Origin of the sequence: Paraburkholderia sejongensis (assembly GCF_020880815.1) — a bacterium.
Taxonomy (GTDB): Bacteria; Pseudomonadota; Gammaproteobacteria; order Burkholderiales; family Burkholderiaceae; genus Paraburkholderia; species Paraburkholderia sejongensis.
Map to the genome: position 1 here is coordinate 48,592 of NZ_JAJITD010000003.1, position 14,698 is coordinate 63,289.

At 67.7% G+C, this 14,698-nt stretch carries 10 protein-coding genes; 2 read left to right on the forward strand and 8 right to left on the reverse strand.

The genetic code is table 11. The annotated features are described in order from the left end of the window. Positions 1 to 40 precede the first annotated feature (40 nt). The 8 genes from LJ656_RS06375 to LJ656_RS06410 all read right to left on the reverse strand — a co-directional run bounded on the left by LJ656_RS06375 (position 41) and on the right by LJ656_RS06410 (position 8,603). Positions 41 to 871, reverse strand: a complete 831-nt coding sequence (locus tag LJ656_RS06375) for an ATP-binding cassette domain-containing protein (RefSeq protein WP_230508427.1) — start codon at positions 869 to 871, stop codon at positions 41 to 43. After that, positions 871 to 1,881, reverse strand: coding sequence for an ABC transporter permease (locus LJ656_RS06380; protein ID WP_230508428.1), 1,011 nt, complete (start codon positions 1,879 to 1,881; stop codon positions 871 to 873). Before LJ656_RS06380 ends, LJ656_RS06375 begins: the two co-directional genes overlap by 1 nt. Next, the gene (locus LJ656_RS06385; protein ID WP_230508429.1) at positions 1,881 to 2,990 is read right to left on the reverse strand and encodes a sugar ABC transporter substrate-binding protein; all 1,110 of its coding nucleotides are present in this window, start codon (positions 2,988 to 2,990) and stop codon (positions 1,881 to 1,883) included. The genes LJ656_RS06380 and LJ656_RS06385 overlap by 1 nt, the downstream gene beginning before the upstream one ends. Before the next feature lie 250 nt (positions 2,991 to 3,240). Further along, entirely contained in the window at positions 3,241 to 4,533 is a 1,293-nt protein-coding gene (locus LJ656_RS06390) for an NRAMP family divalent metal transporter (protein WP_230508430.1), read from the reverse strand. A gap of 74 nt (positions 4,534 to 4,607) precedes the next feature. Then, positions 4,608 to 5,438, reverse strand: a complete 831-nt coding sequence (gene fghA / locus LJ656_RS06395) for an S-formylglutathione hydrolase (RefSeq protein WP_230508431.1) — start codon at positions 5,436 to 5,438, stop codon at positions 4,608 to 4,610. Positions 5,439 to 5,487: 49 nt separating this feature from the next. Further along, positions 5,488 to 6,597: an S-(hydroxymethyl)glutathione dehydrogenase/class III alcohol dehydrogenase gene (locus LJ656_RS06400; RefSeq protein ID WP_230508432.1), complete on the reverse strand. Its 1,110-nt coding sequence runs from the start codon at positions 6,595 to 6,597 to the stop codon at positions 5,488 to 5,490. A 57-nt stretch (positions 6,598 to 6,654) separates the two neighbouring features. After that, positions 6,655 to 6,930, reverse strand: a complete 276-nt coding sequence (gene frmR / locus LJ656_RS06405) for a formaldehyde-responsive transcriptional repressor FrmR (RefSeq protein ID WP_230508433.1) — start codon at positions 6,928 to 6,930, stop codon at positions 6,655 to 6,657. Between the two features lie 179 nt (positions 6,931 to 7,109). After that, positions 7,110 to 8,603, reverse strand: a complete 1,494-nt coding sequence (locus LJ656_RS06410; RefSeq protein WP_230508434.1) for an ATP-binding protein — start codon at positions 8,601 to 8,603, stop codon at positions 7,110 to 7,112. Between the two features lie 350 nt (positions 8,604 to 8,953). Between LJ656_RS06410 and LJ656_RS06415 the strand changes: the two genes are divergently transcribed. Both LJ656_RS06415 and LJ656_RS06420 read left to right on the forward strand, forming a co-directional pair. Further along, complete coding sequence (locus LJ656_RS06415) at positions 8,954 to 9,634, forward strand: response regulator transcription factor (RefSeq protein WP_230508435.1); 681 nt, start codon at positions 8,954 to 8,956, stop codon at positions 9,632 to 9,634. Positions 9,635 to 9,648: 14 nt separating this feature from the next. Continuing rightward, positions 9,649 to 14,667: an AAA family ATPase gene (locus LJ656_RS06420; protein ID WP_230508436.1), complete on the forward strand. Its 5,019-nt coding sequence runs from the start codon at positions 9,649 to 9,651 to the stop codon at positions 14,665 to 14,667. Positions 14,668 to 14,698: the final 31 nt, after the last annotated feature.

The following is a 14,698-nucleotide window of genomic DNA, read 5'->3' on the forward strand; positions in this document are numbered from 1 at the left end:
TTCGGGGCAGCGGCGCCGCGTAGCCCGTGGGCCGATCAACTCAATGCGAGCCGGCCGCGCGCATCGCCCGGTATTCCCGCCGCACGATATCCATCAGTTCGGCGACCGAAGTCAGTGCGCTCTGCTGCTCGTAGGTCACGCGTCCGCGCTGCATCAGCATGATGCGATCGGCGATGTCGAGCGTCTGCGCATAGTTGTGCATGATCATGATGATCGACAGGCCGCCTTTTTCCTTCAGACGCATTAAAAGATCGATGATCAGTCCCGCCTCGCGCGCGCCCATTGCCGCGAGCGGCTCGTCGAGCAACAGGATTTTCGCGTTCGAATGCACGGCGCGCGCCACCGCGATCGCCTGGCGCTGGCCGCCCGACAAACGCTCGACCGGCAGATCGACCGACGGCACATGCACGCCGATGTCGTCGAGACACTGCGCGGCGCGCTCGCGCATCTGTTTATGGTCGAGCAGCCGGAACGGCCCGCGCCGCACGATCTCGCGGTTCAGGAACATGTTGTGATAGATGCTCAGCGAATTGGCGAGCGCGAGATCCTGGTACACGCATTCGATGCCGAGCGAGCGCGCGTGATCGACCGAGCGCAGCAGCGTTTCGTGGCCGTCGATATGAAGCGTGCCGCCGGTTTGCTGATGAAAGCCGGTGAGGATCTTGACCAGCGTGGATTTGCCCGCGCCGTTGTCGCCCAGAACGCCGAGAATTTCGCCCTTGCCGAGCGTGAGCGATACGCCGTCGAGCGCGGTCACCGCGCCGAAGCGTTTGACGAGGCTCTCGCCGCGCAGCGCGAGCGCCGCATCGGCTGCATGAAGAGGAGCCGGGGCGGCGGGCGAGTGAGGCGATGCGTTGGGCGCTTCGTCCATCAGCGGCCTCCCTTGCGGCGAATGCGCCCGACGTGAACATTGAAGATCATCGCCGCGAGAATCGCCGCGCCGAGAATGATGTTGAACGTGAACGCGTTGATCCCGATCAGCGTGAAGCCGTCGCTCAGGATGCCGAGCACCGCCGCGCCAATCAATCCGCCGACGATCGTGCCCGAGCCGCCGGTGAGCGGTGTGCCGCCGATCACCGCCGCGGCCACCGCGAGAAACATGATCTGGTTGCCGCCGGCCTGCGGATCGATCGACGTGATCCGGAACGCTTCGAGGATCCCGGTGAAACCCGCGAGCACCGCCGCGAGGATGAAATTGCCGAGCCGCAGCCGGTTCACGTGAATACCGGCTTCACTCGCGCCGATCGGATTGGCGCCCGCGGCCTGGGTATGCAGGCCCCAGCGCGTGTGCCGCAACAGCACGTGCATCGCGAACGCGATCGCGAAGGTCCAGAGGATTTCGCTGTAGCCCCATGCGCCCATCACCGCCGCGAACAGCGGCGACCCGGGCGTGGGGGCGGGCGTGCCGCGCGACACGGTGAGCGTGATGCCGTTGATCAGAAACAGCGTGCCGAGCGTGGTGACGAACGACGGCAAGCGCAGCCACACGGTCACCGCGCCGTTCACGAAGCCGATCAGCGCCGCGGCAATCAGTCCCGCGATCAGCGCGAGCCACATCGGCGCGCCCGCGTCGTTCGCGAACACCATCATGAACGGCGCGAATGCGAACACCATGCCCGCGGACAGATCGATGTCGCCGCCGATCATCAGCATGATTTCGCCGAACGCGATGATCGCGACCGGCGCGATGTACTGCGACAGGTTGACGAGGCTCGCGTTGCTGAGCAGAAAATCGCGATTTGCGAATTGGAAATACGCGGCCAGCAGCACCGCTACCAGCAGAATGCGCAGCTCGGCGCCCCATTGCGATGCGAACGAAACGCCCGCGCGCCGGGGCACGCGAGCCGTTTGCATTTTGCCGGTCTCGTCCACTGTGTTCATCACGACTTGATCGCGCCGCGCATCGGCACGATTTGCGGCTGGGTGGTCTTGCCTTCATAACGCGTCGACGTGTTCAGGTACGGCTCGACGGTGTCCTTCGTCACGAATTTCAGACCGGTGTTGGTATCGGCCGGGCCGACGAGGCCGCCGGAGGCGAGCGTGACGAAAGCCTGCATCACCGTATAAAAACCCTGCACGTACGGCTGCTGATCGATCGTGAAGTCGAGAAAGCCTTCGTGGATCAGCTGCACGGTGGTGGGCAGCAGGTCGAACCCGCCGCCGTGCACGCCCTTGGCGGGGAGGTTCGATTCCTTCATCACCTGCGCGACGCCTTGGGTGCTGCCCGCGTCCACCGCGAACATGCCTTTCACGTCCTGGTGTCCGAGGTAGAACGATTTGATCTTCGACAGCTCCTCGTTGACGGTCGCGCCGGTGGCGATGGTCTGAATATCGATCTTCTTGCCCGACTTCTTGATCGCGTCGCTCGCGCCGTCCAGGCGCGGCTGGATGTTGAGCTGGCCCGGCGTCGCGATGAAGAGGGCGACCATCCCGCTGTCGATCAGACTGACGATGCGCTCGCCCATCTGATAGCCGGATAGATAGAGATCCTGACCGATATACGCAAGGCGCGGATTTTTCTTGCCGCGCGGCGCGTCGGCGTTGTACGAGAACACCGGAATGCCGGCGTCGAGCGCGGCCTGGATCGGCTTGTCGAAGGCGCTCGGATCGACGATCGGCACGGCGATCGCATCGGCCTTGGCGGCGATTGCCGAATTGACCGCGCGGACCATTTCGCCGGCGTCCGAGGTGGCCGAGCCGGTCCACTGATAGTCCATGCCGAGCAACGAGCAGGCGTCCTGAATACCGTACTGGGTGGGCACGAAGAACGGATTGGTGGTGACGTGATTAACGAACACGATCTTCCACTTCTTGTGCGCGGGAAAAGCAGCTTCCGCCGCCTGCGCGGTACCGATCAGTCCGCCGCTGCCGCCTAGCGCGCCCAGTAGGGAAAGCGCGGCGCCCAAGCCCGCTCCCTGCATCAGCCCCCGCCGCTGCGCACTGAAACCATTGCCGCTAGCGGCCTGATCGTCGTCCCGTTGCTGTGCCATTTTTGCCTCCGGTTCACTTCTGCGTTGGTCGATGCGGTCGACGTCGAGTCGATCGTATGCAGATGCTCGATGGCACCGGGAGTGCGCTGCTCGCGCGCAGCGCAGGGTAGTGGCGTGAAGGCGGGCAGCCCGGATTCGGAAGCACTCGTTACGCGCCGTGCGGTACCGCAAAAATGTTAGTTCAGCGCGGTTGCGTCGGCTAATACTTGTATACCCGTAACTAGTAAGACTATTTGGGGCACACCCCGGCTCACGCCGGCACAAACACCCCCGCCGCCGCAACCATCATCGCGACTGTCGCCGCCCATCCGCCCCAGCCGAGCGCGCCCCTGATCGCGAACTCGCCCATTACGCGGCGGCTGCGCGCCATCAGCATGATGATCACCATGATCGGCACCGCGGCCACGCCGTTGATCACCGCGCTCCAGTACAGCGCGCGGATCGGGTCGAAGTGCATGAAGGTGATTGCCACGCCGCCGACGATCGCCAGCGCGATCACCGCATAAAACTCGCGCGCGAGCGTCAGGTGCAGCGACAGCGAACTGCGCCAGCGAAAACTTCCCGCCGCCGCATAGGCGGCCGAGCCGGCCAGCACCGGCAGCGCCAGCAGCCCGGTGCCGACGATGCCGATCGCAAACAGCGCGTAAGCGAAGCGCCCGGCGAACGGTTCGAGCGCGCGCGCGGCGTCCGCCGAGGTCTTTACTTCGATGTGATGCAGATGCAGCGTCGCGCCGGCGGTCAGCATGATGAAGAACGCGATCACGCTCGACACGCCCATTCCCACCCACGTATCGAAGCTGATTCGCCGCAACTGCGCGGGCGCCTGCTGCGGCTCGCGGCGCAACGGCCCCTGACCCGGCTTCGCGCGCATCTCCTCGATTTCCTGCGACGCCTGCCAGAAGAACAGATACGGACTGATGGTGGTGCCGAGCACCGCGGTGACGGTGGTCAGATAGGCCGGGGTCAGCTCGATGCGCGGAAACACGATCGCATGCGCGACGTCGCCCCACCGGATCGGCACGATCAGCGCGACCGCGACATAGGCGAGCAGCACCAGCGCCGCCCACTTCAGAAAGCGCGCATAGCGCTCGTAAGGGACGAAGATCTGCAGCACGACCGAAAAGCCGCCGAGCACGACCACGTAGAGATGCTCGGGACCGGGCACCAGCAAGCCGACCGCCGCGCCCATCGCCGACAGATCGGCTGCGATATTGATTACGTTGGCGAGCACCAGCAGCACGACCGCGCTGTAGAGCAGCCAGCGCGGATAGTGCGCGAGCATGTTCGACGCGAGACCTTTGCCGGTCACCCGGGCGATGCGCGCGCTCACCAGCTGGATCGCACTCATCAGCGGATAGGTCAGCAGCAGCGTCCACAGCAGGTTGAAGCCGAACTGCGCGCCCGCCTGCGAATAGGTGCCGATGCCGGAAGGGTCGTCGTCCGCCGCGCCGGTGACGAGACCCGGGCCGAGGCGCCGGATCCATGATCGTGACACCGGATCGCTGACCGTGCTTTCCGGATCGAGTAGTTTGTCGTCGCCCATGAGTCCTCCTGTGAGCGACGCGCTGCAATTATCGGACCCGGCTTGCCGCAACGGGCGCAAGCCGGCCCGCGCGATCAGGCCAGTGCTTTGGCGTGATACGCGAAGTGTTCGCCGATAAAGCTGGCGATGAAGTAATAGCTATGGTCGTAGCCGTCGCGCAGCTTCAGCTGCAACGGGTGCCCGGCCTTCGCGCAAGCTTGCTGCAGCAGTTCCGGCCGCAGTTGTTGCGCGAGGAATTCGTCGCCGCCACCCTGTTCGACGAGCAGCGGCAGCTTCTCGCTCGCGCTGCCGACGAGTTCCACCGCGTCGTACTGCTTCCACGCGTCGCGCTCGTCGCCGAGATACGCACCGAGCGCCTTCTCGCCCCACGGCACCTGGCTCGGCGCGACGATCGGCGAAAACGCCGACACGCTGCGATAACGGCCCGGATTGCGCAGCGCGATCACCAGCGCGCCGTGCCCGCCCATCGAGTGACCGCTGATCGAGCGCGCGTCGCTGGCCGGGAAGTGGGCCTCGACGAGCGCCGGCAGTTCGGACACCACGTAGTCGTACATGCGGAAGTGCTTCGCCCACGGCTCGCGTGTCGCGTTCACATAAAAGCCCGCGCCCTGGCCGAGATCGTAGTCCGGCGAATCGGCGACCTCGCTGCCGCGCGGACTAGTGTCCGGCGCAACGACGATGACTCCATGTTCGGCCGCGTAACGCTGCGCGCCGGCCTTGGTGATGAAGTTCTGTTCGGTGCAGGTGAGCCCCGACAGCCAGTACAGCACCGGACATTTCTGCCCGCGCAGCGCGGCCTCGGGCAGATAAATGCCGAATTTCATCTCGCCGCCGACGCTGGTGGAAGTGTGTTTCCACACCTCCTGGCTGCCGCCGTGGCTGACGTGTCGTTCAATGCGCTCCATCTGTATTAACGCCTCCTGGTCAGTGCCGATCGCTCATCGACGCATCAGCTCAGTAATGCACGACCGTGCGGATCGACTTGCCTTCGTGCATCAGATCGAACGCTTCGTTGATGCCGTCGAGCGCCCTCGTATGGGTGACGAACGGCGCGAGCTGGATCTTGCCTTCCATCGCTTCTTCGACCATGCCCGGCAACTGCGAGCGGCCCTTGACGCCGCCGAACGCGGTGCCGAGCCAGCGGCGGCCGGTCACCAGCTGGAACGGCCGCGTGGAAATTTCCTGACCCGCGCCGGCCACCCCGATCACCACCGACTGACCCCAGCCGCGGTGCGCGCATTCGAGCGCCGCGCGCATCACATTGACGTTGCCGATGCACTCGAAGCTATGGTCGACGCCCCATGTGGTCATCTCGACGATCACCTGTTGAATCGGTTTTTCGTGATCGTTCGGGTTCACGCAATCGGTCGCGCCGAACGCGCGCGCCAGATCGAACTTGCCCGGATTGGTATCGATCGCGATGATGCGGCCCGCCTTCGCGAGCTTGGCGCCCTGGATCACCGCGAGGCCGATGCCGCCGAGTCCGAACACGGCGACCGTATCGCCTTCCTGCACCTTGGCCGTGTTTTTCACTGCCCCGAGACCCGTGGTCACGCCGCAGCCCAGCAGGCAGACCTGCTCGGGATTGGCTTGCGGATTGATCTTCGCGAGCGACACTTCGGCCACCACCGTGTATTCGCTGAACGTCGAGCAGCCCATGTAGTGATAGAGCGGCTGGCCGTTGTAGCTGAAGCGCGTGGTGCCGTCGGGCATCACGCCCTTGCCCTGGGTCGCGCGCACCGACACGCACAGATTGGTCTTGCCGCTTTTGCAGAACAGACACTCGCCGCATTCGGCGGTGTAGAGGGGAATGACGTGGTCGCCGGGCTTCACGCTGGTCACCCCTTCGCCCACTTCGACGACGATGCCCGCGCCTTCATGGCCGAGCACGACCGGGAACAGGCCTTCGGGGTCGTCGCCCGACAGCGTGAACGCATCGGTATGGCACACGCCGGTGTGGGTGATCTTCACCAGCACTTCGCCCTTGCGGGGCGGTTCGACGTCGATCTCGACGATCTCGAGGGGTTTGCCCGGCGCAAACGCAACAGCAGCACGCGATTTCATAGAAGTCCTGTTAACAAGTGGGTTCGGCTAGCGGAGCGCGGGCGGGCCCGCGGCGGGCTAACGCAGATAGGTTCGAACGAGGCTGACCACATCATCGATCGATCCGGCCGAGGTCTCCGAGGTTCCCGCCAGATGCGCGAACTCTTCGCGCAGATGACTTTCGAGCACGCCGGCCATCACGCCGTTGATCGCCCCGCGGATCGCCGCCAGCTGCTGCAGCACCGGCGCGCAGTCGGCGCCTTCTTCCAGCGCGCGTTCGAGCGCGTCGAGCTGACCGCGAACCCGGCGCACGCGCGTCAGGACGCGCTTCTTTTCTTCGGGGGAGTGAGGCATGGCGGGATCGATAGGGGATACTGCCGGGCAGTATAGGTCAATACTGGGCGGGAGTATAGGCGCAGCGCTGCGGCGCTACGGCACCGCGGCGCTGGCCGGGCTACAGGCGAGCAAACCGCGCACCTGCGAGATCGCGGTCGGGTTGCCGGCACGCCGCCGGGCGGCGGCGCCGGTTGCGCTCAGTGCGCGGTCGCGGCAGCGGCAGCGACGGCGACCGCGTCGCGGTTCGCGCGAGCGCCCAGCGGATCGTTCGGAGCGTAGTGCGGCGTGCGTGACATTTCAAGCGCGAACAGCCGGATCGCGTCCGGCAGGCGGTAGCGGGCGCGCAGGCCGTCGAACTCAACGCACAACAGCGACTTCGCGACGAGCTGGCTCGCGCACTCCACTGCCTGCTCCGGCGCGAGTCCTGCGTCGTCCGCCACCGCGCACAGCGCCTCCAGCGCGAACGCGCGGTCGAAGCAGGCAATGCAATGGAGCAACGCGTGCTGGTTCGCATCGAGCAACGCATAACTCCATTCGACGTTGGCGCGCAGCGAGCGGTGGCGGGGCAGCGCGGTGCGGTAGCCGCCGGCCAGCAGCGTCAGCGGGTCGTCCAGACGCCGCAAGATGTCGTCGAGGCCGAGCGCGGTCAGCCTCGCCGCCGCGAGTTCGATCGCGAGCGGCACGCCGCCCACGCGCCGGCAAATCGCGGCGATCACGGCGAGCGCGTCGCCGTCGTCGCGCACCTGCGCCTGCATCGCATGGGCGCGGCCCAGAAACAGTTGCACCGACGCACTGGTGCGCAGCGCGGCAGCGGGCGCGTCCTGCGCGGGAACCTCGAGCGGGGCGACCCGGAACACGGTCTCCGGCATGATGCGCAGCGGCTCGCGGCTGGTCACGACAAGCCGCGGCTGGTCGCCCGCCGCCGTCAGTGCATCGACGAATTCCGCGACCGCGCTGATGGCCGGGTCCACATCGTCGAGCAGCAGCACGCCGCGCCACTGGCTCACGCTTGCGACGATCGCGGCGAGTTCCAGCGGCGCGTGCGCGGCCGCGTCGCAGTGGCGGGCCAGCGCCGCGAGCACCGCGGCCTTGTCGCGCGCGCCCGCGAGCGACACGATGCGCAGCGGCTCGGCCGTGCGGGCCGCGAGCCGCCGCGCCGCTTCGCGGCCGAGCGTCGATTTGCCGACGCCGCCCGTGCCGACCAGCGTCAGCACGCGCGCGTGCGCGAGCAGCGCGTCGACGCTCGCGAGCATCGCGTCGCGGCCGACCAGCGAGCGCGCGCAGGCCGGCCGGCTGGCCGCGGCGCCGCGCGGCGCGTCCGATGGCTCGCGCGGGCCGGCCGCGCTCGGCGCGCGCCGCTGCACCAGCCGATAGCCGTGCCCCGGCACCGTGACGATCAGATCGCGGTCGGCGCCGAGCAACTTTCTCAGTCCCGACAGGTGGACCTGCACATTGTTTTCCTCGACGAACGTATGCGGCCACACCGTGTTCATCAATTCGTCCTTGCTGACCAGACGCCCGCCGGCGCGGGCCAGCACCGCGAGGATGTCGAACGCGCGCGAACCGATCGGCAGCGTCTCGTCGCATCGCTGCAACGTGCGCTGGTGCAGATCGATCCGGAGCTCGCCGACGGTTATCACGCCGTCGCGCGGTCCGCTGTCGGTCGCCGGCGCGTCGGCGCCGGCGTTCAAGGAGGGATCGGTTCGCATGATCGAGGTTGGCTGAGGATGAACCGCGATCGTATGCGTGGGCGGATTGGCCCCCGATGACCGAAACATTAAGCTTCGTTAATGTGTGGCCGCGGGCACGCCCGGCCCGCCGGCGCACGCCGACATTAAGAAAAATTAATCCGGCGCCAATTCGCGCCCGCGCGCCGCTGACGCATAATGGGCGGCCGCCAGCTGCGGCCGCGCGCAACGCCGGGCCGCGCCGGCATCGCCACGAGGCCGCCGCGCCTCGTCTCTCGTCATTTCCGCAACGGGCTCATCGGATGCCGGCCTGGGCCCCGTTCGCGCGCCAATCGCTTTAGAACAGCCATCCAATGAAAATTCTGGTCATCGAAGACAATGAACAGGTCGCCGGCTTCCTGCGCAAGGGGCTCGCCGAAATGGGTCATGTCGTCGACTGCGCCGACAACGGACGCGACGGCATGTTTTTCGCCGCGAGCGAAGCCTACGACGCAATCGTGCTCGACCGGATGCTGCCGGGCGGCATCGACGGGCTCGGCATCGTGTCGGCGCTGCGCGCCACCGGCAACAAGGTGCCGGTGCTGATCCTCAGCGCGCTGGGCGAGGTCGACGAGCGCATTCGCGGGCTGAAGGCCGGCGGCGACGATTACGTGGTCAAGCCGTTCGCGCTCGGCGAAGTACTCGCCAGGCTCGATGCGCTGGCGCGCCGCTCGGGCGAGAGTTTCGTGGAAACGGTGCTGAAGGTCGGCGACCTGTGCGTCGATCTGTTGTCGCGCAAGGTCACACGCGCGGGCCGTTCAATCTCGCTGAAGCCGCGCGAATTCAAGCTGCTCGAATATCTGATGCGGCATGCCGGACAGGTCGTCACGCGCACGATGCTGCTCGAGAACATCTGGGAATATCACTTCGATCCGCAGACCAACGTGATCGACGTTCATGTGAGCAAGCTGCGCCAGAAGATCGACACCGGCTTCGACAAGTCGCTGCTGCTGACCGTGCGCAATTCCGGCTACATGCTGACCGCGCAGGGCTGACGGGAGGCGCGCGCATGCTCGATCTGCGATCTTTCGAACGACGCACGCTGTGCGACGACGGCGAGTTCGTGCTGGCGCGGCTCGCGCAACCGGGCAGCGCGCAGACGTGGCTCGCGCTCGCGCCGCCGGCCGCGCAGCCCGCCGCCGAAAGCCAGACGCGGCTCGAACACGCATATGCGCTGCGCGCGCTGCTCGCGGGCCCGGCGCTGACCACCCCGCACGCGCTGACCGAGCATCTGGGCGTCGCCACGCTGGTGCTCGACGACCCCGGCGGGGTGTCGCTGGCGTCGCTGCCGGCCGGTTCGCTACCGCTCGCGAGCGTGCTGGCGCTCGCCGCCGAACTCGCGGCGGCGCTCAGGCTGCTGCACGCGCGCGGCATCATCCACAAGGACCTGCGGCCCGCCAACGTGCTGGTCGACGTGGAGGCCGAACGCGTCGCGCTGACCGGCTTCGGCCGCGCGTCGCGCGCGACCCGCGAGCAAGCGTCGAGCGAACCGCCGGCGCTGACCGTCGACGCGCTCGCGTACCTCGCGCCCGAGCAGACCGGACTGATGAACCGCGGCGTGGACGCGCGCTGCGACCTGTATTCGCTCGGCGTGATCCTCTACGAAATGCTGAGCGGGCATCTGCCGTACCGCGCGGCGTCGCCGCAGGAATGGCTGCACTGTCATATCGCGCGCGAGCCGATCGCGCTCGGCGAGCGCGGCCGCGAGGTGCCCGCGCAACTGGCGGCGCTGGTCGGCCGGCTGCTGGCAAAGTCCGCCGAGGCCCGCTATCAGAGCGCGCTGGGACTGGAAGCCGATTTGCGCCGTTGCCTGCAAGCGTGGCGGGACTCGGCCCGCATCGAGCCGTTCGCGCTGGGCGCGCTGGACACGCCGGAGCGCCTGCTGCTGCCGGCGCGGCTGTATGGCCGCGAACGCGAAAGCGCCGCGCTCGCGGCCGCGTTCGACACGGTGGTGAGCCACGGTGGCACCCAGGCGGTGCTGATCTCCGGCTATTCGGGGATCGGCAAGTCGAGCCTCGTCGAGCAGTTGCAAAAGACCCTCGCGCCGTCGCACGCGCGCTTCGCGGCGGGCAAATTCGACCAGTACCAGCGCGACATTCCGTATGCGACGCTCGCCCAGGCGTTCGGCGCGCTGATCGACCAGCTGCGCGAGGATCCTAACTTCGGCCTCGCCCAATGGCACGAACGTTTGCGCGATGCGCTCGGCGCGAACGGCGGCCTGATCGTCGAGCTGATTCCGCAGCTCGAGCGCGAGATCGGTGCGCAGCCGGCGGTGCCCAGGCTGCCGCCGCAGGAGGCACAGGCGCGCTTTCAGTCGGTGCTGACGCGCTTCATCGGCACCTTCTGCGCGCCCGGGCAGCCGCTGGTGCTGTTTCTCGACGACCTGCAATGGCTCGACGCGGGCACCGCCGGCTGGCTCGAAGGTCTCGCGAACAACGCCGCGCCCGGCCCTGTGCTGCTGGTCGGCGCGTATCGCGACAACGAACTCGGCCCCGCGCACGCGCTGACGCGAGTGCTCGACACACTGCGCGCCGCCGGCCTGCCGGTGCAGCCGATCCTGCTCGCGCCGCTCGGACAGCCGGACATCGCGCGGCTGCTGGCCGACACGCTGCACGTGGAAGCCGCCGCTGCCGCACCGCTGGCCGCCGCGATCTTCGATCAAACCGGCGGCAATCCGTTCTACGTGGTGCAGTTCCTGCACATCCTCGAAGAAGAAGGGCTCGTGCGCTTCGATCGCGACGAACGCGCGTGGCGCTTCGAGGTCGGCGAGATTCGCGGCGCGCGGTTCGCGGCCGGGATCGTGGACCTGATGATCGGCCGGATCGGCCGTCTGTCGGCGGGCGCGCAACAGCGCCTCAGGCAGTTCGCGTGTGTCGGCAACGCGGCTGCCGACGCGACGCTTGCGCGCGTGAGCGGCGAGCCGGTCGGCGAAGTGCGCGCGGCGCTTGCCGAAGCGGTGCAGGCGGGGCTGATCTATCGGCGTGACGACGGCTACGCGTTCGTCCACGACCGGGTGCAGGAGGCCGCGTACGCGTCGCTCGCGCCGCCACAGCGGCCGCACGAGCACCTGCGCATCGCCCGGATGCTGAGCGCGCCCGCGCCGCTCGACGCGGCCGCGGACGCCGGCCGCCAGGTGTTCGAGATCGCCAACCAGTACAACCGCGCGTTGCAGCTCTTGAGCGAACGCGCGGAACGCGAGCGCATCGTCGATCTGAACCTGGAGGCGGGCCGCCGCGCGAAGGCTTCGTCCGCGTATGGCTCGGCCCTGACGTATCTGGCGCTCGGCAGCGAGCTGCTCGGCGACGCGGCGTGGGCCGGCGACTACCGGCGCAAGTTCGCGCTGGAAGCGAGCCGCGCCGAGTGCGAGTTTCTGACCGGCGCGACCGACAGCGCGGCGCGCCGGCTCGAAGCGCTTGCCGCGCGCGCGGCGAACCTGCCCGACCGCGCGGCGGTCGCGTTTTTGCGCATCACGCTGTTTACCGCGCTCGATCAAATGTCGCTCGCGGTTCAGACCTGTCTGGACTATCTGCGGCAGATCGGCGTCGATTGGGCGGCGCACCCGGGGCGCGACGCGGCGCGGCGCGAATACGACCGCCTGCTGCAAGGGATCGGCGACCGGCCGATCGACGCGCTGCTCGAACTGCCGTTGCTCGGCGACGAGGAACTGGCGGCGACCCTGGACGTGCTCACCGCGGTGCTGCCGCCGGCCTTTTTCAGCGACGAGGATCTGGTGTGCCTCGTGCTGTGCCGGATGGCCAATCTGAGTCTCGCACACGGCAACAGCGACGCGTCGGCGCTCGGCTATGCGTATCTCGGGATGGTCGCCGGTCCGGTGTTCGGCGACTATCAGGCGGCGTTCGGCTTCGGCCGGCTGGGACTCGCGCTGGTCGACCAGCGCGGTCTCGAACGCTTCAAGGCGCGCGTCTATATGTGCTTCGCGTATCACGTGACGCCGTGGACCCAGCACGTGCGCAGCGAACTCGGCCTGTTGCGGCGCGCGTTCGAGGTCGCTAGCGAACGCGGCGATCTCACGTACATGGGTTTCAGCAGTTGCTCGTACGTGACGAGTCTGCTCGCCGCGGGCGAACCCCTCGTCGAACTGGAGCGCGAGGCCGGGCAGCGGCTCGCGGTCGTGAAGGCGGCGCGCTTCGGGCTGATCGTCGACATCATCTCGTCGCAACTGCTGCTGATCGGCCACCTGCGCGGCACGCCGCCGGCGCTCGGGGCTGAGCCGAACTTCGACGAAGCGCGCTTCGAAGAGCATCTGGAGAGCGATCCGAGCCTCGCGATTGCCGCGTGCTGGCACTGGATCCGCAAGCAGCAATGGCTGTATCACGCCGGCGAGATCGAAGCCGCGCTCGCCGTCGGCGAGAAAGCGCGTCCGCTGTTGTGGACCTCGGCCGGGCACCTCGAACTGGCCGAGTATCACTTTTACGCGGCGCTCGCGCGCGCGCGCCGCCACGACGAGGTCGACGACAGCGGCCGCGTGGAGCATGCGGACGCGCTGTTGCAGCATCGCGACATGCTGTGCGTGTGGGCGCGTCATTGCCCGAGCAATTTCGGCGGCCGCGCGGCGCTCGTGGAAGCGGAGCTCGCGCGCGTCCAGGCACGCCCGTTCGACGCGCTGCGTCACTACGAAAGCGCGATCCGGCTTGCGCGCGAGCATCACTTCGCGCATGTCGAAGCATTGGCGCAGGAGGCGGCGGGGCGCTTCTGTCTGGCGAGCGAGCTGGCGGACGCCGCGCAGATGTATCTGCGCAATGCGCGCCGCGCGTGGATCCGCTGGGGCGCGCTCGCGAAGGTCCGCGCGCTCGACGCGAGTTATCCGCAGCTGCTGCACGAAGGGGCGCAAAGCGTCGCGAGCCATGGCATTGTCGCCGCGCACCTGGACGTGGAAACGGTCGTCAAGGCATCCCAGGCAATTTCCGGCGAGATCGTGCTCGCGAAACTGATGCGCACGCTGATGACGATCGTGCTCGAACACTCGGGCGCGCGCCGCGCGGTGCTGGTGCTGCCGCGCGACGAAAAGCTGTGCATCGAGGCCGAGGCGGTGTCGCGCCGCGACGGTGCGCAGGTCAGCATCGAAAGCCGCGCGCTGACGCCGCGCGACGTGCCGCTCACGCTGCTGCACGAGGCCCTGCGCACGCGCGAACTCGCACACGTCGATGACGCGCTGCGCGCTCATCCGTTTTCCGCCGACGACTATCTGCACGAGCACCGCGCGCGCTCGCTGCTGGCGCTGCCGATCGTCAAGCAGGCGAAGCTGGTCGGCGTGCTGTATCTGGAAAACGATCTCGCGCCGGGCGTGTTCTCGCCCGCGCGGCTGACGGTGCTCGCGCTGCTGGCGTCGCAAGCGGCGATTTCGCTGCACAACGCGTCCCTCGAGCACAAGGAAGCGCTGCTCGAAGAAAAGGAAGCGTTGCTGCACGAGGTGCACCATCGCGTGAAGAACAACCTGCAACTGATCAGCAGCCTGCTGAACCTGCAGGCCTCGCGCGTGCCGGACCGCGCGGTCGCGGAACTCTTCAAGGAAAGCCGCAACCGCGTGCGCTCGATGGCGCTGGTGCACGAGAACCTGTACCGCGCGGGCAACTTCGCGCGCATCATGATGGCCCCGCACGTGCGCAATCTGTGCGGCCACCTCGCGCAGGCGTACGATGTGCGCCGGCTCGGCGTCGACCTGCGGGTCACGGTGGACGAACTGCAACTCGACATGAACCGCGCGGTGTCGTGCGGGCTGATCATCAACGAACTGGTGTCGAACGCGTTCAAGCATGCGTTCGCCGACGGCCGGGGCGGGCAGTTGCTGATCGAGCTGCGCCACAGCGGCGACGCGCGTTGCCGTCTTTCGATCGCCGACGACGGCCCCGGTCTCGGGCCGCACTTTCGCCTCGCCAGTGCCGACACGCTCGGTCTGCAACTCGTCCACGATCTCGCGCGCCAACTGCACGGCAGCGTCGACACCGGCAGCACGCACGCGGGCCGCGGCGCCACCTTCACAATCGAATTTCCGGCCGAGGGCGGCTGACCCGGCCCGGCCAGGCCGCACCCGATGAACG